The following is a 21,528-nucleotide window of genomic DNA, read 5'->3' on the forward strand; positions in this document are numbered from 1 at the left end:
GCGACGGAAGGGGCTCGGACGGCGGCCGTCGCTGCGGGGAGCGGCCCGTTCACCGCTCTCACCGCAGACGCTACGCCGGGTGCGCGACGGTCGCCAGACAGTGACATGCCCGTGACACGCAGCTCGCTAGCCTGACGGACATGAAGCCTCGGGGGAACACACTCAAGCTCACGGCGGTGGCGGCGCTGGTCGTCCTCACCCTCACCGGTTTCTCGACCGGACGCGGCCACGGCGGCAGCGGCGACGGTGGCGGGGGCGGCGGATGCAGCAGCTCCGGCCAGAACCACGACTCGTCGTCGGGTTCCGGGGGCGGCTCGTCCCGGGACGACGACCACGACTACGACTACGACGCGGGAAGCAGCAGTTCCGGCGGAAGTGGCAGCGGCAGCGGAGGAAGCTCTTCCTCGTCCCCGCGGGATGCCACCGTGGAACTGCTGAGCTGCGCCTCGAAGAAGGCCCCGTACGCCACCGTCGAGGTCACCAACCCCCACACCGTCGACGGCGTCTTCACCGTCACCGTGGTCTTCGAGAACGCGGCCGGAGCGGAGGTGGTCTCCCGCTCGCAGGACGTGGACGTCCCCGGCAACGGCACGGCGACCGTGCGGGTGAACGTCGACGACCCCAAGCGCGCCCCCCGCATCACCGGCTGCGACCCGGATCCACTGGCCCCGGCCACCCGCTGAGGCCGGGGCTCCGGTGGTCGGGGAGCAGATCTGCGCAGGAAGAGGCGTCAGAACTGGCAGAGGCGATTGTCCGAGTGATGCGAACGGTTCGCGTCAGGGGCCGACCGGAAACCCTCGCGGACACACCTCGGCCGCGGCGGCTCCCCCTCCGCGCCGCCGCGGCCGATCCCCGTGTGGGAAGGACGGCTACTTGCCGCCGTCGAGGTCCAGGGCGGGCGGGGCCGGCATGTGGCTGTCGAGGGTGGTGATCCCGTCACCCTTCGGCGGGGCCGGCATGTGGCTGTCCTGAGTGGTGGCCGTGCCGTCCTTCGGCGGGGCCGGCATGTGGCTGTCGAGCGTCGTCATGGCGTCGCTCTTCGCTTCTTCGTTGTTGGCGGTGTTGCTCATAGCTGCAAGCCCCCATGAGATGGACGGAGCGGCGGGCGGGTGACGCCTGTTCGGCGACTCCCCCGCGGGTCGCCGAACAGGCGTTGTGGGGCCGCTCACCCTACAGGTGGAACCCCGGCGACCCGTCTGCCCCCCGACGCGACGGATCGATGCATTGAGAGTGGCAGCCGCCCATAAACGTTCGATGAACGACCCAGCCGGCTCAGGCCGCTCCGACCGGCCGAAGAAGCATCCGCAGCTCGGTCGCTTCGGGTGACTCGGACTTCTCGTAGATGGTCAGAGCGTCGCGCCAGCACGCACGCGCACGATCGGTCTGGCCGAGAGCGCTGAGTGAGCGTCCCAGGAGCGTGAGGATGTTGGCACGCATCCAGTCCCCGCCGATGCTCCCGGTCGTCAGCGCTTGTTCGGCGTGCTGTGCCGCCTGAGCCGGACGGTGGGCCGAGAGGTGAACCTGGGCGATGCGGAAGTGAGTCGCTCCCTCCCACAGGCGCTGGCGATTTTCCACGAAGGTCTGGAGTGCAGTGGACAGCTCGTTCAACGCTTCGGTCTGACGTGCCGCGTGGCTGAGCGCGATGCCAAGAGCGTACCGGGCGTTGGCCAGGCGGAAGGTCAACCCGAGCTCGTCATAGATGGTGATTCCCTGGCGGACCAGATCGATTCCCGAGGTTGTGCGCCCCACGGACACGAGGACGCGTGAGAGATTGCAGAGCGCGCTCGCCTCGCCGGGCCGGTTGCCATCGGACCGAAACGCCCTGATGGCTTCGAGGAGGTGGGTTTCACTGACGGCGCGCTGGTTCTTGCAATTGGCGATGATGCCCTGCTCGTTGTGGGCGTTTCCCCTTGTCCAGGGGTCTCCGGTCCGGTTCCCGAGTTCGATGGCGATTTCGGCCTCTGCGCCTGCTTCGTCGAAGCGCCCGGCTCGGCTGAGGACTTGGGCCAGTGTCGTGCGTGCACGCCCTTCCGCATGGGCATCCCCCGCTGCTGCCGTGGCATCCCTTGCGGCGAACGCGGCTGCCTCGTAGCTGAGTGAACTCGCCCCTGATTCCGCCAGGTCCTTCGAAGCCAGCAAGAGGTCGACACCACGCCGCAACGTACTCGGCCTCAGGGATTGCCGGACGCACGCCAGGATGCAGGCGGATTCGGAGTGGAGCCAGTCCAGCGCGTTGACATCGTTGCTGAACTCCATTCCTGGAAGGCCGGTGGGCTCGAGGTGGTCCACGGTCCGATCCCCCGGCCGCTCAATGGCATAGACCCTCGCCGCCGTGGCCAGGTAGAAGTCCAGCAGGCGGGACATCGCCTCGTCCCGTTCGCTGGGCGGCCACTCGTCCCGTTCCGCGCAAGCGCGCGCGTAGAGCCGCACCAGGTCGTGGAAGCGGTAGCGGCCCGGGGCCGCCGATTCCAGCAGGGACGTGTCCACCAGGGACTCCAGCAGGTCCTCGGTGTCCTCCTGGGGCAGGTCCAGTACCGCGGCCGCCGCGGCGAGCGAGATGTCCGGGCCGTCCGCCAGGCCCAGCAGGCGGAAGGCGCGGGCCTGGGCCGGTTCCAGTTGGCCGTAGCCCAGCTCGAAGGTGGCCTTGACGGCCAGGTCGCCGGCCTGGAGTTCGTCCAGGCGGCGGCGTTCGTCGGCCAGTTTGGCCGCCAGCACCGAGACGGTCCAGGTGCGGCGCGCCGCCAGGCGGGACGCCGCGATGCGGATCGCCAGGGGCAGGAAACCGCACGCCGCCACCACGTCGAGGGCGGCCTCGCGCTCCGACGCCACCCGTTCCTCGCCCACGATCTTCGTGAACAGGGCCAGCGCCTCGTCCGGCGACATCACGTCCAGGTCGACCAGGTGGGCGCCGGCCAGGCCCACCATCCGGACCCGGGAGGTCACCAGCGCCGCGCAGCCCGCCGTGCCGGGGAGCAGCGGGCGTACCTGCGCCGCGTCGCGTGCGTTGTCCAGCAGGACCAGGACCCTGCGGCCGTCCAGGACCGAGCGGTACAGGGCCGCCCGTTCCTCCAGGGAGTCCGGGATCGCCGAGTCGGCCGTGCCGAGGGCGCGCAGGAAGGAGCCGAGGACCGTCTCCGGTTCCGCCGCCCGCGCACCCGCGCCCTGGAGGTCGACGTACAACTGCCCGTCCGGGAACGCGGACCGCGCCTCGTGGGCCACGTGCACCGCCAGCGTCGTCTTGCCGACGCCGCCGATGCCGGCCAGCGCGGACACCGCCATCACCCGGCCCTCCGAGCCGGACGCCGACGTCAGTACCTCGCTCAGCTCCCGTACGAAGGACGCGCGGCCGGTGAAGTCCGGAACCGTCGCGGGGAGCTGGGCCGGACGCACGGGTACGGACGCCGGTTCCGTCATCGGTGCCGACGGTTCCGCCAGTCCGGGGTCGGCCCGGAGGATGCGCTGCTGGAGTTCCTGCAGGCCCGGGCGCGGGTCGACGCCGAGTTCGTCGGCGAGCAGGCGGCGCGTGTCCGCGTACACCGCCAGCGCCTCCGCCTGGCGGCCGCTGCGGTACAGGGCCAGCATCAGCAACTCGCGCAGCCGCTCGCGCAGCGGGTGCGCCGCGGTCAGTGCCGTCAGCTCCGAGACCGTCTCCGCGTGGCAGCCCTGCTCCAGGTCCATGTCCAGCCGGGACTCCAGCAGTTGGAGCCGCCACTCCTCCAGGCGGACGCGCTGCGCCTGCGCGTACGGGCCCGGCACCCCGGCCAGCGTCTCGCCGTCCCACAGGGACAGGGCCCGGTTCAGCACCTGGCGGGCGTGGCACAGGTCCCCGGTGTTTTTCGCCTTCTCCGCCTCCGCGGCCAGTTCCTGCGCCGCCGCCAGGTCCAGCGCGCCCTCGCCCAGCCCGCGCACCGCGTATCCGCCGGACTCGCTCACCAGGACGCCGGCGTCCAGCACCTTCCGCAGACGGGAGGCGTAGGTGCGGACCGCCGCCAGTGCCTGCTGGGGCGGCTCCTCGCCCCACAGGGCGTCGATCAGTTCGGCCGCCGTGGCCGTACGGCCCTCCCGCAGCAACAGGGCGGCGAGCAGAGCGCGTTGCTGAGGGCTGCCGGTGTTGACCGGCTCGTCGTCGCGCCAGGCGCGCACCGGTCCGAGCACGCTGAAGCGCAACGCCGCGGACTCCGCCGGGGAACCGGGGCGCCGCTGCTCCGGTACTCGCGGTACACCGTCCATGCAGTAGTCCCCCTATGCATCCTGAGCAACTACGCCAGTTTGCCTTGTTCACGCCAGATGCGTCAGCCGTGCGAGACGGCGATCACACGGACGTCGGGCGGTCCGTCACAGGGCCCTCACACGTTCTGCGTCCGTGTGCGCACGGACGTCACCGTCGCCCCCGATCCGGCGCCGCGTCAGGGGAACCGGCCGACGGCGGCGGCGTATTCCGCACCGCCCCGCTCAGCCGTCCAGATCCACCCGCACCGTCAGCAGCCCCGCGCCGAAGGCCCGCACGGCGGCGCTGTTGAAGCGGGGCAGGGTGCGCAGCCGGGCGACGGGGTCGTCGTCGGGAAGGAGGTGGGCGGTGCCGGTGCACCAGCGGCCCCGGACGCGCACCCGCACCCGGGGATCCGCCTGGATGTTGCGGATGTACTGGGACCGCTCGCCGAACTCCGAGACCAGCCAGAAGGAGTCCCCGACCCGCCGCCCGCCCACCGGGGTCCGGCGAGGCAGGCCGGAGACCCGGCCCGTGGTCTCCAGCAGGGTCTGGAGCGGAAGCCGGCGCAGGACGGGGTTGATCCGGCGCTGGAAGGCGGTGGCGGTCCGGTACTTGCGTTCGGCCCGAGAGGTCCGAGGAGTCCCAGAAGTCATGGTGCGGTGAGCTTACCGCCGGCCCAGGAAGATCGGGTTGGTGAAGGCGGCCAGGGCTCCCGGCAGCGGGCCCGCGGCCGTCTCGTGCCGCAACTCGGCGCGCACGTAGGCGGCGTACGACGGGGTGGTCCGCCACTCCACCGTGCCCGAGCCGGACACCGGCAGCGGGGCGCTCGTGTGCAGGACGCCCTGGTCGGTGACGAGGCGGACCGTGCAGCGGGGGGCGCCGGCCACCTCCAGGCGGACGGTGACGGGGGTGTCCCCGCCCACCTCCAGCCGCTCGCCGATCCCGGCGTGTTCACCGCGCCCGCCGGACGCGGTGAAGGAGAGGGAGACGTGCCGGGACTCGGCGACGTACGAGCGCCCCGCGCGGATGCCCTCCTGGATGGCCTCCCGGGTCAGGTCGTCGGCGAGGACGACGGTCTGCGGGCGGCCGACGACGTCCGGGTCGCGGTGGGCGTCGCTGCTGCCCATCGCCGGGATCCAGCCCCGGCCTCCCCGCCCGCCCCGGCCGTCGGGCCCGTCCCGCCCGTCCCGCACGGACGCGACCAGCATGCCGTCCCAGTCGGCGAGCGCCACCTCGTCGTCGGGCGTCCAGGGGCCGTTCCACACCTCCACGGCGTCCGCCTCGCCGAAGCCGAACTTCCAGGAGCAGCCGATGCAGGTGGCGTGCGGGTGGGCGGGGACGACCAGGCCGCCGGCGCGGTGGATCTGCCGGGCGAACCGGCCGAAGCGGTGGTCGCGGGCGCGGTAGCGCCAGTCGACGAAGGTGCCGGGGTCGGTGCCGATCGCCACGACGTGACCGTTGCGCGTGGTGACCTCCTCGCCCAGCAGCACCAGCAGGTCGTCCCCGGCCGCCTCGGCCCAGTGGGCGTGCGCGGCGTGGGTGTTGTGCTCGGAGCTGTTGATGAAGTCCAGCCCGGCCGCGCGGGCGAGCGCGGCGATCTCGGCGGGGGTGCGGCGGCCGTCGGAGTACCAGGAGTGCAGATGGCAGTCGCCCCGGTACCAGGCCCGCCCGCGCCCCCTGGCCCGCTCGGGCGGGTACACGGGCCGCACCGGCTCGCCGGGTTCGCCGTACGTCAGCGTGACGGTGATCTCGTACGACAGGCCCTGCGGGGCCACGGTGTACGGGCCCAGCGCGATGTGCCAGGTGCCCGCGCGCACCGGGCCGGGGAGGTAGCCCGGGGTGGCGTCGTCCGCGCGGAGGAAGAACTCGCTGCGCGCCCCGCCCGACCAGCCGCGGAAGCCCCGGCCGCCCAGCTCGGTGCCGCGCTCGTCGAAGATGCCGATGTCGAGGGCGTTGCCGGGGGTGCCGGCCGGCACGGCGGGTCTGTCGTAGGTGTAGGAGACCCTGATCTCCCGCACGCCGTCCGGCACGTCGACGGGGACGTACACGAAGTCGGGGGCGCCCGGCGGGAGGGTGCCGCGCACCGTCCTCGTCTCCTGGGTCTCCCGGCCGTCACGGCCCGCCGCGGAAGCGAAGCTCACGCCTCCCAACGTAAGCGCGGCGGCGGCGCCCGTCACGAAGACGGCGCGCCGCCCGATCGCGGTGTGGTGTTCCTCGCACATGCTGCTGCTCCCAGGGTGTCGTGAGGTGACAGGGCTCGGGCGGTACGCGGGGGGTGCAGGGTGGTGCGGGGTGGTGCGGGGTGGTGCGGTGCAACCTTGGTATTGGGCGGTGAACTGCCGTGTAAGGGAAGGGAATCGGCGGATTCCGCGATGAAGACCTGTCTCCGGCGGCCAGGGTGATCCCGACCGGTCGGTATGGACAGATGGGCCGGGCGGCGGTATTGATGGGTCCTCGTCCGCGTACGAAAGGCCGCTCATGCGCATCGCCGTCACGATCTTCCTCACCGACGAGACGATCACCCCCGTCCGGCTCGCCCGTGAGCTGGAGCGGCGCGGGTTCGCCGGGATGTACCTGCCCGAGCACACGCACATCCCCGTCGAGCGGACCAGCCCGTACCCGGCGGGCGGGGAACTGCCCCGCGAGTACGGCCGCACCCTGGACCCCTTCGTCGCGCTCGGGCAGGCCGCGGCCGTCACCGAGCGGCTCGGCATCGGCACCGGCATCACGCTCGCCGCGCAGCACGACCCGATCGACCTGGCCAAGCAGGTCGCCACCCTGGACCACCTCTCCGGCGGCCGGTTCACGCTCGGGCTCGGCTTCGGCTGGAACGTCGAGGAGGCAGCCGACCACGGAGTGGAGTGGCGGACCCGGCGCGAGCTGGTCCGGGACCGGATGGGGCTGATGCGTGCGCTGTGGGCGGAGGAACCGACCGCGTACGAGGGCGAGTTCGGCAGCGTCCGGGCCAGCTTCGCGCACCCCAAGCCGGTGCAGAAGCCGCGCGGTCCGGTCGTCGGCCCGCGCACACTGGTCGGCGGGGCGGCCGGGCCGAAACTGTTCGCGCACATCTGCGAGTACGCCGACGGCTGGCTGCCCATCGGCGGGCGCGGCCTGTCCCAGTCGCTGCCCGTGCTGCGCGCCGCCTGGGCCGACGCGGGCCGCGACCCGGCCGCGCTCCAGGTCGTGCCGTACGCCGTCCACCCCAGCGCGGGCAAGCTCGCCCACTACGCCGAGCTCGGCATCGAGGAGGTCGTGGTGCAGCTGCCCCCGGCGGGGGAGGCGGAGGTGCTGCGGGCGCTGGACGCGTACCAGCCGTTCGCCGACGCCCGGTGAGCACCCCGCCGGGCAGCCGACCCGGTCCCCCTTTGTCCTGATCACCCCGAACGTATGCTCAAGGGATGACGACCTCCGCGACCTCCGGAACCGGCCCCACCGAGAACTCGCTGCGTCGCGCCCTCAAACGCGCACGGGACGGCGTCTCCCTGGACGTCTCCGAGGCGGCGGTCCTGCTCCAGGCGCGGGGTGAGCACCTGACGGACCTGTCCGCCTCGGCCGCCCGGGTCCGGGACGCGGGGCTCGAGGCGGCGGGCCGCCCCGGTGTCATCACGTACTCGAAGAGCGTCTTCGTCCCGCTGACCCGGCTGTGCCGGGACAAGTGCCACTACTGCACGTTCGTCACCGTGCCCGGCAAGCTGCGCCGCGCCGGGCACGGGATGTTCATGTCGCCGGACGAGGTGCTGGACATCGCCCGCAAGGGCGCCGCCCTCGGCTGCAAGGAAGCCCTCATCACCCTCGGCGACAAGCCCGAGGACCGCTGGCCCGAGGCGCGCGAGTGGCTCGACGCGCACGGCTACGACGACACCATCGCCTACGTCCGCGCGATCTCCATCCGCATCCTGGAGGAGACGGGCCTGCTGCCCCACCTCAACCCGGGCGTGCTGACCTGGACCGACTTCCAGCGGCTCAAGCCCGTCGCGCCGTCGATGGGCATGATGCTGGAGACCACCGCGACCCGCCTGTGGTCCGAGCCGGGCGGCCCGCACCACGGCTCCCCGGACAAGGAACCGGCCGTACGGCTGCGGGTGCTGGAGGACGCGGGCCGCTCCTCGGTCCCCTTCACCTCCGGCATCCTCATCGGCATCGGCGAGACGCACGAGGAGCGCGCCGAGTCGCTGTTCGCGCTGCGGAAGATCTCCCGCGCCCACCACGGCATACAGGAACTGATCATCCAGAACTTCCGCGCCAAGCCGGACACCGCGATGCGCGGCATGCCGGACGCGGAACTCGACGAGCTGGTCGCCACGGTCGCCGTCGCCCGGCACGTCCTCGGCCCCTCGGCCTGCATCCAGGCCCCGCCGAACCTGGTCGACTCGGAGTACGAGCGGCTGATCGCGGCCGGCATCGACGACTGGGGCGGCGTCTCCCCGCTCACCATCGACCACGTCAACCCCGAGCGCCCCTGGCCGCAGATCGACGAACTGGCCGAGCGGTCCCGGGCGGCCGGCTTCGAGCTGCGCGAACGGCTCTGCGTGTACCCGGAGTTCGTCCGGCGCGGCGAGCCCTGGCTGGACCCGCGGCTGCGCCCGCACGTGGCCGCGCTCGCCGACCCGGCCACGGGCCTGGCCCGCGAGGACGCCGTCGTCGAGGGCCGTCCCTGGCAGGAGCCGGACGAGGCGTTCACCGCGACCGGCCGCACCGACCTGCACCGCACCATCGACACGGAGGGCCGCACCGCCGACCGCCGCGACGACTTCGACGAGGTCTACGGCGACTGGGACGCCCTGCGCGAGGCCGCCGCCCCCGGCATGGTGCCCGAGCGCATCGACACCGACGTCCGCGCCGCCCTGCGCACGGCCGCCGACGACCCGACGAAGCTCACCGACGACGAGGCCCTCGCCCTGCTGCACGCGGACGGCCCGGCGCTGGACGCGCTGTGCCGGGTGGCGGACGACGTCCGCAGGTCGGCGGTGGGCGACGACGTGACGTACATCGTCACCCGCAACATCAACTTCACCAACGTCTGCTACACCGGCTGCCGCTTCTGCGCCTTCGCGCAGCGCCGCACGGACGCCGACGCGTACACGCTCTCGCTGGAACAGGTGGCCGACCGGGCGCAGCAGGCCTGGGACGTGGGCGCGGTGGAGGTGTGCATGCAGGGCGGCATCCACCCCGACCTGCCCGGCACCGCGTACTTCGACATCGCGCGGGCGGTCAAGGAGCGCGTGCCCGGTATGCACGTGCACGCCTTCTCCCCGATGGAGGTGGTCAACGGCGCGACGCGGACCGGTCTGTCGATCCGCGAGTGGCTGGCCGCGGCGAAGGAAGCGGGCCTGGACACCATCCCCGGCACGGCGGCGGAGATCCTCGACGACGAGGTCCGCTGGATCCTGACCAAGGGCAAGCTGCCGGCGGCGACCTGGATCGAGGTCGTCGAGACGGCCCACGAACTGGGCATCCGGTCGAGCTCCACGATGATGTACGGCCACGTCGACCAGCCCCGCCACTGGCTGGGGCACCTGCGGACCCTGGCCGGGATCCAGCAGCGGACCGGGGGCTTCACCGAGTTCGTGACGCTCCCCTTCGTGCACACCAACGCGCCCGTCTACCTGGCCGGCATCGCCCGTCCCGGCCCGACGGTCCGCGACAACCGCGCGGTCACGGCGATGGCCCGCCTCCTGCTCCACCCGCACATCCCCAACATCCAGACGAGCTGGGTCAAACTGGGCACGGAGGGTGCGGCGGAGATGCTCCGCTCCGGCGCGAACGACCTCGGCGGCACGCTGATGGAGGAGACGATCTCCCGCATGGCGGGTTCCTCCTACGGCTCCTACAAGTCCGTCAAGGACCTGATCGCGGTCGCGGAGGCCGCCGGCCGCCCGGCCAGGCCCCGTACGACCCTGTACGGGGAGGTCCCGGAGGAGCGGCAGCGGGCCGCGGAGGCCTCGGACGGGCACCTGCCGGAACTCCTCCCGGTGCTGTCCCCGGACGGCGGGGACGGGCCGGGACAGGGGCTGGCAGTAGGATGATCCGACCCCCGGTTTTCGGGGGTCGGAGAGACTCCGCCGACCGAGGAGATGCATACCGGTGCCAGCCCGTCTTCCTTCGTGGGCCTGGGTGACCGGGCTGACCACGGGGGCGATAGCCGTGGTGGCCGTCCTGGCCGTACAGGCCGGCCAGGGGACGAAGCCCACCGCCGCCGCGAGCCGGCCGAGCGCCTCGGCGACGGCGGACGCGAAGCCGTCCGCCGGGCCGGAGAAGGAGAAGGAGAAGGAACCGGCGGCGGTACCGGCCGACTCCGGCACGGGCCGCCGGATCGTCTACTCCCTCGGCCAGAAGCGGGTGTGGCTGGTCGACGCCAGCGACGCCACCCGCCGCTCCTTCACGGTGTGGCCGGGAACGGTCTCCCCGGACCCCGGCTCCTACACGATCGGCGACCGCACGGAGGCCACGACCGGCAGCGACGGCGTGGAGGTCGAGCACATCATCTACTTCGCCGCCAAGTCCGGTGTCTCCGTGGCCTTCTCCAACGCGGTCGACGGATCCTCGCCCCCGCCCGCGGCCCCGGACGCGAAGACCGGGGGAATCCGCGTGGGCAAGGGCGACGGCAAGGCCCTGTGGGCCTTCGGCACACCGGGGACGACGGTCCGGGTGGTCGAGTGACCCCGCCGGTCACGCAGGGCCCGGCAGGGCCGGTCGGGCGAGGCCCGGCCGCAGGGCCCGGTCACGCAGGGTCCGTCCGGTCCGCCTGCGTCCCCGGCAGATGGTTGACCAGCAGCACCACCCCGCTGAAGACGAACACCCGGGTCGCGGCGTCCAGGCCGTTCCAGTCCTCCGACTGCCACATCGCGAACCACTCGCCGCCGATCGCGAGGAAGCCGGCGCCGAACAGGAGCATGACCATCAGCAGGCCGTAGGTGGAGATGCGGCGGGCGCGCGGGTGGTCGCGGCGGGCCCACAGCCAGGTGCCGTACACCAGGACCAGCGCGGCGGCCGTCTCCCAGGCGATGATCGCGACGTAGGCCGCGTCCTGCAGCCCTTCGTTCGTGATCGCCCGCCACATCAGGTCGTCGTCCTTGAACGTGGTGTCCATGGCCAGGACGTGCCGGACGAACTGCTGGTTCGTGCCGAAGTCCGTGATGTTGCCGAGGGCGACCAGCGCCATGTAGAGGGCGACGGAGGCGGTCAGGAGCGTCGCGGTCAGGGGAAGCGCGCCGCGCGGGGTGGTGGTGGTCATGCCCTCCTCCTTCCCCGTGACGGCCGTCGCCTCCCCTGCGCGGTGGGACAGAATGGGGCGCGTCCGGTTCCGGGGGCGAGGGGGCGTTCGCGTGGCACAGGCACGACCGTCGATGCAGGAGCTGATCCAGCGGCGCAGACGCGGCGGACTCGTCGCCCGCAGTGCCGAACGCGAGCTGTTCCGGGCGAACTTCGACACCCCGCCCGAGGACGGGCGCCACCGCTTCCTGTTCCACGTGCACGGCAACGCCGGCGTCGGGAAGACCAGGCTGCTCAAGGAGTTCGAGCACATCGCCCGTGAACGCGGCGCGGTGACGGCGTACGTCGACGAGAGCGCGGGAAGCGTCCCGGAGGCGCTCGCCGTGATGTGCCGTCAGTTCGCGGCCCAGGGACACCGGTTCAAGGAACTGGACCGTCTGCTGGCCGCCCACCGCGAGCGGCGCCACGAAGCCGAGGTGGCCGCCCTCGCCGCACTGGAGCCCGAGCCGGACAGCGGACCGTCGGCGGGCGGCATGGCGGTCGCCCGCGCCGGACTCGCCGGACTGGGGCTCCTCCCCGGCGTCGGCGCCTTCGCCGGGGTCCTCGACCCCACCCAGCTCGCCCAGGGCGCCGACCGTCTGCGCACCGGCCTCAGTGCCCGCTTCCGCAGCCACGAGGACGTCCAGCTCGTCCTCTCCCCGGAGAGCGTCCTCACCCCGGTCCTGGCGAACGAGCTCCACGGCGCCGCCTCCGCCGCACCCTGGATCGTCCTGTTCTTCGACACCTACGAGCGGACCGGCACCTTCCTCGACGCCTGGCTGCACGACGTCATGACCACCGAGCGGTACGGCGCCCTCCCCGCCACGGTCGTCGTCGTCACCGCCGGCCAGCGTCCCGTCGACACCGCCCGCTGGGGCGGCTGCGCGGATTCCGTGACCGCCCTGCCGCTGGGACCGTTCACCGAGGCGGAGGCGCGCGGGCTGCTCGCGGACCGGGGCATCACGGCGGAACCGGTCGTCGCCGAGGTGCTCCGGCTCACCGGTGGCCTCCCCGTCCTCGTCTCCACGCTCGCCGGCACCCGCCCCGCCCGCCCCGACGACGTGCACGACCCGAGCGCCACGGCCGTGGAGCGGTTCCTGAAGTGGGAGCCGGACCCCGTGCGCAGGGCCGCCGCCCTCGCGGGCGCGCTGCCGCGCTGGCTGGACGCCGACGTGTTCCGGGTGGCGGCCGACTGCGGCGAGGACCGGCTCGACGAGCTGTACGGATGGGTGAGCACCCTGCCGTTCGCCGACGAACGCGCGGGGCGGCTCCGCTACCACGACGTCGTGCGGGCGCCGATGCTGCGGCTGCAGCGCGGGCGGTCCCCGCGGGGATGGGCGCAGCGGCACCGGCGGCTCGCGGAGGTGTTCCGGCAGTGGCGCGAGGAGAGCGAGGCGGGCCGGGACGCCGGGGAGCTGTGGGCGGACGGGGAGTGGCAGGAACTGCGGCTGGCGGAGTCGTACCACCGGCTGTGCGCGCGGGAGCGGGAGGCGCTGCCGGGCGTGCTGCGGGATCTCGTCGAGGCGTGCGACCGGGGGGAGCCGGCCGCCGGACGGTGGGTGAGGGTCCTGGAGGACGCGGGACGGGACACCGGCCTGCACGTCGTGGCCGAGTGGGGGCGGCGGCTGTCGGATGCGCTCACCGCGAACGGTACGGAGGCCGTTCTGAGCACGCTGCTCGTCCGGGCCGGGTACGTGCCGGCCACCCGGGGCGGGCTGGGGGCGTGCAGGATGGCGGCGCCCCGGCCGGCGCTCGATGCGGCGCCGGGCGAGAACGCGGACGGGTACGGGGACGAGCCCGGCTGGAACGACGTGGAACTGCCGCCCGAGGTCGCGGCACGGGCTCTCCGCAGCCGGGCCGCGGCCCGTGCCGTCCGCGGCGAGTACGCCACCGCCACGACCGTCATGAGCCAGGCACTGGGCCTGGTCCCGGACGACGCCCTCAGCCTCGCCCTGCGAGGGGAGTACCTGCGCATCCAGCGGCACCATCACTGGGCGGTACGGGACCTGGAACGGGCCGTGGCCCTCGACCCCGCCCTCGGCTACGCCTGGGCCTCCCTCGGCGCCACCCGCCTCGCCCGCGGCGACCTGACCGCCGCGCTCGACGCCCTCGACCGCGCCCTCGCACTCAGGCCGGACTATCCCTGGGCGCTGATCCGCCGGGCCCGCGTGTCGCGCGAACTCGGTGACCACGCACGCCAACTGGCCGACCTGGACCGCGCCGTCGCCCTGCAGCCCGACTCCCCCTGGGCCCACTGCGAGCGCGGCGACGCGCTGCGCGCCGCGGGCCGCGACGAGGAGGCCCTGGCCGCGTACGACCACGCCCTCGCCCTGGACACCGCGTACGCGTCGGCGTACGCGAGCCGGGGAGCGTCCCTGGCGAACCTGGGTCGTCACCCGGAGGCCCTGGCCGACCTCGACCGCGCGCTGGGACTCAACCCGTCCTACGCGTGGGCGCGCGCCCAGCGGGAGGCGGTCGAACGTCACCTCGACCAGGTGACCGACGCCGGTGGGTGACCACCTGTGGTCGAGTCCGGCCACTCCGGTCACTTCCTCCACACCCCTCCTGCCTCTCGCCCCCTGAACCGGCCGCCCCCGTTGGATTACAGTGCTGGGCGTCGTACGTACGGACGGTGCCTGGGAGGTCTGTGTGGGGGCGACTGCCGGGCCCGTGTGGGGGCGCCGTGAACAGCAGGACTTCCGCAGCCGGGTGCGCGGGACGCTGCTCGGGGTGGCCGTCGGGGACGCGCTGGGCGCGCCGGTGGACGGGATGGCGCTCGACGCGATACGGGAGGCGCACGGCGCCGGGGGCGTCGCCGACCTCGCCCCCGCCTACGGCCGGCGCGGTGCCGTCACCCACCACACCCAGCTCACCCTCTTCTCCGTGGACGGCCTGATCCGCGCCCAGGTGCGGCGCGACACCGGTGCCTGGCACCCGCCCACCGACCTGCACCGGGCGTATCTGCGCTGGGCCGCCACCCAGCGCGACTGGGGTCCGGACGAGCGCCGCAAGGAGGACGGCTGGCTGGCCCGCGAGGAGTGGCTGTACGCCCGCCGCGACCCGGCCCGCGCGCTGCTGCTCGGGCTCGGCGACGAGACGATGGGGACGCCGGCGGCACCCAAGAACCCCGGCGAGGCAGGGCCGGAGGCCGCCGCCCGGTCCGCGCCCTTCGGCCTGCTCGTCGGCTGGGAGCCGCAGCTCGTCGCCCAGCTCGCCGTGGAGTGCGCGGCGCAGACCCACGGACACCCGGTCGCCTGCCTCGCGGCGGGCGCGTACGCCGTGGTCGTGCACGCGCTGGCCCGGGGCGAGAGCCTGGACGCGGCGGTGCAGCGGGCGCTCGCGCTGCTGGCCGCGCGGCCGGGGCACCAGCCGGTGTCGGACGCCCTGCAGCACGCGCTGGGGGCCGTACGGCAGGGGATGCCCACCCCGGAGCGGGTGGGGGAGCTGATCGGGACGACGTCCGCCGAAGGGCTCGTCGCCGCCGCCGTGTACTGCGCGCTGGTGGGGGAGGACGTACGGCACGGGCTGTGCCTCGCCGTCAACCACGACGGGCCCAGCGCCGCCGCCGGTGCGCTGACCGGCGGCCTGCTCGGCGCCCTGCACGGCGAGACGGCCCTCCCCCCGGCCTGGCTGGCCGAGCTGGAGGGCCGCCCCACGATCCTGGAGCTCGCCGACGACTTCGCCATGGAGATGACCCAGGGCTCCGCCCTGCACGGGCCCGCCGGCTCGTCCCCCGCCTGGCTGGCACGGTATCCGCGGGGCTGAGCCCGGCGCCTCCCGGTGACCCGCCGGCCGGACGCGGGCCGGTGCTAGTCCTTCACCGGCGTGCGCGCCGTGCCCGGTACCTCCTCCACCGGGGCCGGCACCGCCGCCGCGGCCGAGTCGTCGTCGCCGTCCGTGTTGATGCGCTCGATGACCGCCATCCGCTCCGGGGTGTCCTCCGGCTTCGCGTAGCCGATGAGGACGTACAGGATCAGCGAGACGGCCAGCGGGATCGAGACCTGGTACTCCAGCGGCACGCCGCCGTCGACGGCCCAGTGGATCGGGTAGTTCACCAGCCAGAAGGCCAGCAGGCCCGCCGCCCAGCTGGTGAGCGCCGCTGTCGGGCCGGAGCGGCGGAACGGCCGCAGCAGGCCCAGCATCATCGGGATGGCGATCGGGCCCATCAGCCCGGCCACCCACTTGATGACGACCGTGATGATGTCCTTGAAGGTCGGCGAGTTGACCTGCGTCGCCACCGCCATGGACAGGCCGAGGAAGACCACCGTCGTCACCCGGGCCGCGATGAGGCCCGAACGCTCGCCCCACAGCCGGGCCTTCGCCGACAGCACCGGGGCCACGTCCCGGGTGAACACGGCCGCGATGGCGTTGGCGTCCGAGGAGCACATGGCCATGGTGTGGGAGAAGAAGCCGACGATGACCAGGCCCAGCAGGCCGTGCGGCAGCAGTTGCTCGGTCATCAGGGCGTAGGAGTCGGAGCCGTCCGCCTTCTGGGACTCCACCAGCAGCGGCGACATCCACATCGGGAAGAACAGCACCAGCGGCCAGACCAGCCACAGCGCCGCCGACAGCCGCGCCGAGCGCTCCGCCTCGCGGGCGTTGGGGGTGGCCATGTAGCGCTGGGCCTGGTTGAGCATGCCGCCGTTGTACTCGAACAGCTTGATGAAGAGGAACGCCAGCAGGAAGATCGTGCCGTACGGCCCCACCAGGGGCTTCTCGTGCCCCTGGAGTTCGGGCTGGTCCCAGACTCCGAAGAAGCCGCCGTGGTCGCCGATTTCGATCACCACCACGACGAACATCGTGACGCCGGCGAGGAACTGGATGACGAACTGGCCGAGTTCGGTCAGCGCGTCCGCCCACAGGCCGCCGATGGTGCAGTAGATCGCCGTGACCACGCCGGTGATGAGGATGCCCTGGTTGAGCGAGACACCGGTGAACACCGACAGCAGGGTGGCGATCGCCGCCCACTTCGCGCCCACGTCCACGATCTTCAGCAGCATGCCGGACCAGGCCAGCGCCTGCTGGGTCTTCAGGTCGTAGCGGTTCTTCAGGTACTCCAGCGGGGACGCCACGTGGAGCCGGGAGCGCAGCCGGTTGATCCGCGGGGCGAACAGCTTCGACCCGATGGCGATGCCGAGGGCGATGGGGAAGGACCAGGTGACGAAGGACGTCACACCGTAGGTGTAGGCGATGCCCGCGTACCCGGTGAACATCACCGCGCTGTAACCCGACATGTGGTGGGAGATGCCGGAGAGCCACCACGGCATCTTGCCGCCGGCCGTGAAGAAGTCGCTGACGTTGTCCACCCGCTTGTGGGACCAGATGCCGATGGCGATCATCACGGCGAAGTAGCCGATGAGCACCGCCCAGTCGAGACTGTTCATGTCCCCCCTTCCAGGGTCCGCCTTGTGAACTCCACTCAGCTGGTTGGCACTTCGCCTGAATGGGGTAGGGGCGAGGAAGGTCGCGAAGTGCCCGCTCATCGTGGGTGGGGTGGCATGGATGCGACAAGGAAGCGTCAGGTCAAGAGGAAGTAAAAATGTTCGGCTAGGTGACTCTCATTCATATACGTGAACACAGGGAGTGTCGCGGCCGCCGCGCCGTGAACCGAGGGGAAGGGTGCCCCGGACCCGGGACCGGCCGGCCGGGCGGTCGCCTCAGCGCAGCTCGTCCGGGCAGGGCGTACCCCGCGACCACTCGTACGGCGCCGCCAGCCGGTACGTGCCCGGCTCCGGCGCGAGCAGCAGCGTCCACCGGTCGCCGTTCGCGTCCTCCTCCGTCTCCATCAGGCAGCCGTGGACGTTCTCGTACGTCCTCGGCTCGCCCTCGGGACGGCTCTTCGACGCCTCCGTCTCCTGCGGCGGATCCAGCTTGTTGCCCTCGGCGTCGACGAGGCTCAGCCACGGCGAGTACGGGACGCGGACGAGGATGCGGCCCGCCTTCTCCACGCGCAGCGTCATCCCGCCCTGCTCGGCCCGCTCCACCACCGTGTCCGGCTCGGCCAGCGGGGTCGGGTCGGTCACCGCGAACAGCTGCCAGTTGGCGTCGCCCCAGATCTGCTTCAGATACGGCAGTCCGCGCTGCACCAGCTCCCGCTCCCGCTGGCCGCCGTCACCGTCCGGCTCGTCCTTCGACAGCACCACGAAGTGCACGCCCCAGCGCTTCAGCCACTCGTGGTAGTTCGCCGAGTTGAGCGTGTCGTCGTAGAAGAGCGGGTTGCGCTCCATGTCGGCCTGCCGGTTCCAGCCGCGGGCCAGGTTGACGTACGGGGCGAGGGCCGAGGCCTCGCGGTGCGAGCGGGCCGGGACGACCTCCACGCGGCCCCGCTCGGCGCCGACCTCCTGCAGCTCGTTCACCAGCGGCGCCAGCTCGCGCGCCCAGGACGCCCGTGGTGTGGTGTGCACGACGTCGTCGACCGACTTGAAGCCGATCCAGCCGGTGAAGCCGACGAAGGCGACGACGGTCGCGTACCACTTGAGGGTCCTCGGCGCCGCGAACGGCAGCGCGGCCACCAGCGCCACGCCCGCGAACAGCATCGCCAGCCGCGTGATGTTCGAGCCGATCTGCGAACTGATCAGCCAGACCAGCACGACCCCGAGCCCGTACACCGCGGACGTGATGCGGACGGTCTTCCACTCCCGGGGCACCAGGACGCACACCAGGACCGAGTACAGCAGCGGCAGGATCACCGAGCCGATGCCCATCGGCTGCGTCCCCGAGAACGGGAACAGCCAGGCGGACACCGCCACCACCGCACTCGGCGCCAGCCCGAGCGCCCACGCCCCCGGCCGGCGCTTCTGCAGGAACAGCGCCACCGCCACCAGGCCCACGAACAGCCCCGCGACCGGCGAGGCCATCGTGGCCAGGGCCGCCAGCGGAGCCGCGCACAGGGCCTTCGCCCAGCGCTTGTGACGCCACCGGTACGGCCAGCAGAAGACGACGGCGACCGCGCCGAGCGCGAACATCGTGCCCAGCCCGAACGTCACCCGCCCCGAGGCCGCGTTGCACAGCAGCGCGAACACCCCCGCGAGCGCCGCCCACAGCGGATTGCGCACGGCCCGGCTGCGCATGAGGATCAGCGTCAGCAGCCCCGCCGACACCGTCCCCGCGATCATCATCGTCGTCCGCACCCCGAGGAGCGACATCAGGTACGGCGACACCACGCTGTACGACACCGGGTGCATGCCGCCGTACCAGGCCAGGTTGTACGCCGAGTCCGGGTGCCGGCCGACGAACTCGGCCCACGCGTCCTGCGCCGCGAGATCGCCGCCGCTGTTTGCGAACGTGAAGAACCAGACGAGGTGGAGGGCGGCGGCGAGGGCGGTGACGAGGACGACGGGGTGGCGCAGCAGCCGACCGGAGGGGAGGGGAGGGGAGGGCTGCCCCGGGGCATCGGCGAGCGGCCCGTCGTGACCGTCGGCCGCGGACCGGCGAGTGGCCATTTTTCGGTCATTGCTGATGCTGGGCGAGGAGCCGGTCGTGTGGTGCTCGAGCTGTACGGCTCCCGCGTCGGGGCGCCGTGCGGACGAGGGTATTCGTGCTCCTTCCCCTCCGTCGTGCTCGGCATCGTCAGCGTGTGTCGACTGCGCTCCCGTCACGTTCGCCACTCCAGTATTCCGCACCGCGCTGCCTGCCCTCGGCCTGCTCCTGTGCCGCTTTTCGGTCTGACGACGCTAGCACGAACTGGACGAAAGCCCCGGGCGAGGTTGGCGGGATCCTGCTCCTCGCCGCAGGGATGATCTTGATGTCCATCGCAGGCGAACAGATGATCTTCACGTTCGCATCACCTGTGAAGACGAAGGATGTGAGTTCTGTGTTGCGCTCCAGGATCAAGGCCGCCGCACTGGTGGGCGCCGTCGCCGCCGCGGGGCTCTTCGCCACGGCCACTCCGGCAAGCGCCGTCGCCGCGCCGACCCCTGGCGCAGTGTGTGGTTCCGGTTACAAGGTCATCAACTCCAAGGACCTGGGCCCCGCCGTTGTTTATCTGACCTACAACAGCAGCAATGGCTACAACTGCGTGACCACCATCCAGGAGAATCCTTCGGCCCCGGGGGTGATATGGATGGGGGCGTCCATTCAGAAGTCCGGCGGCAGTGAAATTCGCGATTTCGGTAATTACGGTGTGTATGCAGGGCCCGTATACGTGCACGCACCCGACACGTGTATCAAGTGGGGTGGCGGGATGTACGACTACGTCTGGAGGAGTGGCTGGGAGCACTGCGGCTGACGGCTGGCCCAAGAGGTCGTTTCTTCGACGTTGAATGATCTCTTGACCGGTCGCACCGGACGCGAGTAGCCACCGAGGGCCGCACCCCGTGTCGGGGTGCGGCCCTCGGCATGTGTGCTTCGGCGGCAGCGAGGTCGTTTCTGTGCGTTCCGTCGGCTGTCAGCCGAGGCGGGTCAGCTTGGCGCCGAAGCCCGGTTCGGCGAGGTCGTTCTGAAGCTGGACCGGGACCTCGACCGCGTCCTTCGTGCCGTCGCCCACGGTGAGCACGCCGACCTTGGTGCCGGCCGGCGCGGTGTGCGGCAGGGCGTCGGCGGAGAGGTCCAGCTTCACCTTCAGGCCGGCCCAGCCGACCGCGGTGACGTCCTCGGCGACGACGACCGGGGTGTGACCACCGAGCCGGTCGTCGACGTACCCGACGACGTCGCCCTTCTTCAGGATCTTCGCCGAGGTCAGCGCCTCCTGGGCGGCGCGCAGCGCGGGCTTGCTGACCTCGTTGACCGTCTTCAGGATCGACGGGCCCTTGTGCTGGCCGAGGATCGCGCCGACGACGATGACCGTCTGACCGTCCACCTCCTTGCGGGCGGCGAAGAGCAGGTTGCCGCCGGCCTTGGTGGTGGAGCCGGTCTTGATGCCGATCGCGCCCATGGTGTAGGGCAGCTCGTTGTAGTTGGTCCAGTACTTTCCGGTCGGGTCCGTCCAGCTGGCCGCGCTGGTGATGGCCACCATGGCCGGAATTCTCATGGCCGCGATGCCGAGCTTCGTCTGGTCCTCGGCGGTGGATACGGTGGTCTCCTTCAGCCCCGAGGGGTCGGTGTACGTCGTGTTGGTCATCCCGAGCTCCTTGGCGGTGTCGTTCATCTTCTTGACGAACGCCTCCTCGGAGCCCGCGTCCCAACGCGCCAGCAGACGCGCGATGTTGTTCGCGGAGGGGACCATGACGGCCGACAGCGCCTGCTTCTCGGTGAGGAAGTCGCCGGCCTTGACGGTGTTGAGTGTGGACTCGCCGTCCTTGTCGTAGCCGCCCTCCTTCTCCGCCTTCGCGTCGACCTCGATCTTCGGGCCTTCCTCACCGGGCTTCAGCGGGTGCTCGCGCAGGATGATGTACGCCGTCATGGTCTTGGCGACCGAGCCGATGGCGACCGGCTTCTGCTCACCGAAGTGGTCCATCGTGCCGATGCCGTCGCCGCTCATCCAACCCTGGCCCTCGTCCGGCCAGGGCAGCTTCACCTGGTCGCCGTCGAAGGTGTGGGTGTCCCCCGCGGTGAGCACCAGGGTGGGAGTCGGCAGCGGGCGTACGGCCTGCACGACCGCAAAGACGATCGCGAGGAGCACGACCAGCGGCGCCCAGATCTTGACCCGCCGCACGGCCGTCCGCAGCGGGGTCTGCGGCGGCGGCGGGGTGTTGGTCAGCTCGGCCAGCAGGTCCAGCGGCGGCTTGGGCGGCAGCGGCTGCTGCGTGGTCCGCTCGGGGCCGACCTGCGGGAGCGAGGCGGTGGGGGCGGCTGGTGTGGCCGGGGGCTTGCGGACGCCGAGGTCCTCGTCCCGCTTGAGCGCGACGAACTTGCTGGTCCGCTCGGCCTCGGCCTCGCGGCCCGCCGTGCCCAGCTTGAGCATGGTGGTGGGCTGGTCCACGGCCGGCGCGGAGGGCCGCCCGGTCCGGAACACGGCGGTGGGCTGGTCGACGGGGCCCCCGGCCTTCGGACGACCGTCCCGGCCCTCGTCCTTCGCGCCGGCGGCCTCGGGGGCGTCGTCCGCCGCTCCGGGCCCGCCCTCGGCGTGCCGGTCGTCGCCGTCCTCGGCGGAGGTGTCGTCGGCCGCCTCCCGGGCACCCGGGACCGGC

General features: G+C 72.3%; 15 protein-coding genes. 7 read left to right on the top strand and 8 right to left on the bottom strand.

Translation table 11 applies throughout. The features are described 5' to 3' along the window. Positions 1 to 140: 140 nt before the first annotated feature. Positions 141 to 683 (top strand): hypothetical protein, encoded by a 543-nt coding sequence (locus RIM90_RS20875; protein WP_309062260.1) that lies wholly within the window; start codon positions 141 to 143, stop codon positions 681 to 683. A gap of 186 nt (positions 684 to 869) precedes the next feature. On the opposite strand, the gene RIM90_RS20880 is transcribed toward RIM90_RS20875, so the two are convergent. From RIM90_RS20880 to RIM90_RS20895, 4 genes are all read right to left on the bottom strand, one after another. Next, positions 870 to 1,070 (bottom strand): sigma-like protein, encoded by a 201-nt coding sequence (locus RIM90_RS20880; RefSeq protein ID WP_309062261.1) that lies wholly within the window; start codon positions 1,068 to 1,070, stop codon positions 870 to 872. A gap of 202 nt (positions 1,071 to 1,272) precedes the next feature. Next, positions 1,273 to 4,230, bottom strand: a complete 2,958-nt coding sequence (locus RIM90_RS20885; RefSeq protein ID WP_309062262.1) for a BTAD domain-containing putative transcriptional regulator — start codon at positions 4,228 to 4,230, stop codon at positions 1,273 to 1,275. 222 nt (positions 4,231 to 4,452) lie between these two features. Further along, positions 4,453 to 4,863, bottom strand: coding sequence for a nitroreductase/quinone reductase family protein (locus RIM90_RS20890; protein WP_309062263.1), 411 nt, complete (start codon positions 4,861 to 4,863; stop codon positions 4,453 to 4,455). Positions 4,864 to 4,875: 12 nt separating this feature from the next. Then, positions 4,876 to 6,432: a CehA/McbA family metallohydrolase gene (locus tag RIM90_RS20895; RefSeq protein WP_309062264.1), complete on the bottom strand. Its 1,557-nt coding sequence runs from the start codon at positions 6,430 to 6,432 to the stop codon at positions 4,876 to 4,878. Between the two features lie 256 nt (positions 6,433 to 6,688). Between RIM90_RS20895 and RIM90_RS20900 the strand changes: the two genes are divergently transcribed. The 3 genes from RIM90_RS20900 (at position 6,689) to RIM90_RS20910 (ending at position 10,870) form a co-directional block, all read left to right on the top strand. Beyond that, positions 6,689 to 7,543, top strand: coding sequence for an LLM class F420-dependent oxidoreductase (locus RIM90_RS20900; protein ID WP_309062265.1), 855 nt, complete (start codon positions 6,689 to 6,691; stop codon positions 7,541 to 7,543). Between the two features lie 65 nt (positions 7,544 to 7,608). Beyond that, positions 7,609 to 10,236, top strand: a complete 2,628-nt coding sequence (locus RIM90_RS20905; protein WP_309062266.1) for a bifunctional FO biosynthesis protein CofGH — start codon at positions 7,609 to 7,611, stop codon at positions 10,234 to 10,236. A 58-nt stretch (positions 10,237 to 10,294) separates the two neighbouring features. Further along, on the top strand, positions 10,295 to 10,870 hold the full coding sequence (locus tag RIM90_RS20910) for a hypothetical protein (protein WP_309062267.1): 576 nt from the start codon (positions 10,295 to 10,297) through the stop codon (positions 10,868 to 10,870). Positions 10,871 to 10,931: 61 nt separating this feature from the next. Here the strand turns inward: RIM90_RS20910 and RIM90_RS20915 are convergent, their stop codons facing one another. After that, positions 10,932 to 11,444 carry a DUF2165 domain-containing protein gene (locus RIM90_RS20915; RefSeq protein ID WP_309062268.1) on the bottom strand — a complete coding sequence of 171 codons (513 nt, stop codon included), beginning with the start codon at positions 11,442 to 11,444 and terminating at the stop codon, positions 10,932 to 10,934. A 91-nt stretch (positions 11,445 to 11,535) separates the two neighbouring features. On the opposite strand from RIM90_RS20915, the gene RIM90_RS20920 reads away from it, so the two are divergent. Together RIM90_RS20920 and RIM90_RS20925 are read left to right on the top strand one after the other, a co-directional pair. Beyond that, positions 11,536 to 13,977 carry a tetratricopeptide repeat protein gene (locus RIM90_RS20920; protein ID WP_309062269.1) on the top strand — a complete coding sequence of 814 codons (2,442 nt, stop codon included), beginning with the start codon at positions 11,536 to 11,538 and terminating at the stop codon, positions 13,975 to 13,977. 133 nt (positions 13,978 to 14,110) lie between these two features. Next, positions 14,111 to 15,226, top strand: coding sequence for an ADP-ribosylglycohydrolase family protein (locus RIM90_RS20925; protein ID WP_309062270.1), 1,116 nt, complete (start codon positions 14,111 to 14,113; stop codon positions 15,224 to 15,226). A gap of 44 nt (positions 15,227 to 15,270) precedes the next feature. Here RIM90_RS20925 and RIM90_RS20930 read toward each other — a convergent pair whose 3' ends face one another. Both RIM90_RS20930 and RIM90_RS20935 read right to left on the bottom strand, forming a co-directional pair. Next, positions 15,271 to 16,845, bottom strand: a complete 1,575-nt coding sequence (locus RIM90_RS20930) for a sodium:solute symporter family protein (protein WP_309062271.1) — start codon at positions 16,843 to 16,845, stop codon at positions 15,271 to 15,273. A 273-nt stretch (positions 16,846 to 17,118) separates the two neighbouring features. After that, positions 17,119 to 18,903: an MFS transporter gene (locus tag RIM90_RS20935; RefSeq protein WP_309062272.1), complete on the bottom strand. Its 1,785-nt coding sequence runs from the start codon at positions 18,901 to 18,903 to the stop codon at positions 17,119 to 17,121. Positions 18,904 to 19,205: 302 nt separating this feature from the next. On the opposite strand from RIM90_RS20935, the gene RIM90_RS20940 reads away from it, so the two are divergent. Further along, positions 19,206 to 19,688 carry a spore-associated protein gene (locus tag RIM90_RS20940; RefSeq protein ID WP_309062273.1) on the top strand — a complete coding sequence of 161 codons (483 nt, stop codon included), beginning with the start codon at positions 19,206 to 19,208 and terminating at the stop codon, positions 19,686 to 19,688. 159 nt (positions 19,689 to 19,847) lie between these two features. Here RIM90_RS20940 and RIM90_RS20945 read toward each other — a convergent pair. Continuing rightward, positions 19,848 to 21,528, bottom strand: a 1,681-nt coding sequence (locus RIM90_RS20945) for a D-alanyl-D-alanine carboxypeptidase (RefSeq protein ID WP_309062274.1), incomplete at its 5' end; no start/stop codon positions are given.

It is taken from the genome of Streptomyces sp. (genome assembly GCF_031181555.1).
Classification (GTDB): domain Bacteria; phylum Actinomycetota; class Actinomycetes; order Streptomycetales; family Streptomycetaceae; genus Streptomyces; species Streptomyces fimbriatus.

What these genes read in the sequence shown, in the direction of transcription:
- RIM90_RS20875 (WP_309062260.1), top strand. Translation starts at nt 141, where the DNA reads ATGAAGCCTCGGGGGAACACACTCAAGCTCACGGCGGTGGCGGCGCTG.
- RIM90_RS20915 (WP_309062268.1), bottom strand. Translation starts at nt 11,444, where the DNA reads ATGACCACCACCACCCCGCGCGGCGCGCTTCCCCTGACCGCGACGCTC.
- RIM90_RS20890 (WP_309062263.1), bottom strand. Translation starts at nt 4,863, where the DNA reads ATGACTTCTGGGACTCCTCGGACCTCTCGGGCCGAACGCAAGTACCGG.
- RIM90_RS20895 (WP_309062264.1), bottom strand. Translation starts at nt 6,432, where the DNA reads ATGTGCGAGGAACACCACACCGCGATCGGGCGGCGCGCCGTCTTCGTG.
- RIM90_RS20900 (WP_309062265.1), top strand. Translation starts at nt 6,689, where the DNA reads ATGCGCATCGCCGTCACGATCTTCCTCACCGACGAGACGATCACCCCC.
- RIM90_RS20930 (WP_309062271.1), bottom strand. Translation starts at nt 16,845, where the DNA reads ATGAACAGTCTCGACTGGGCGGTGCTCATCGGCTACTTCGCCGTGATG.
- RIM90_RS20905 (WP_309062266.1), top strand. Translation starts at nt 7,609, where the DNA reads ATGACGACCTCCGCGACCTCCGGAACCGGCCCCACCGAGAACTCGCTG.
- RIM90_RS20880 (WP_309062261.1), bottom strand. Translation starts at nt 1,070, where the DNA reads ATGAGCAACACCGCCAACAACGAAGAAGCGAAGAGCGACGCCATGACG.
- RIM90_RS20940 (WP_309062273.1), top strand. Translation starts at nt 19,206, where the DNA reads ATGTCCATCGCAGGCGAACAGATGATCTTCACGTTCGCATCACCTGTG.
- RIM90_RS20935 (WP_309062272.1), bottom strand. Translation starts at nt 18,903, where the DNA reads ATGGCCACTCGCCGGTCCGCGGCCGACGGTCACGACGGGCCGCTCGCC.
- RIM90_RS20885 (WP_309062262.1), bottom strand. Translation starts at nt 4,230, where the DNA reads ATGGACGGTGTACCGCGAGTACCGGAGCAGCGGCGCCCCGGTTCCCCG.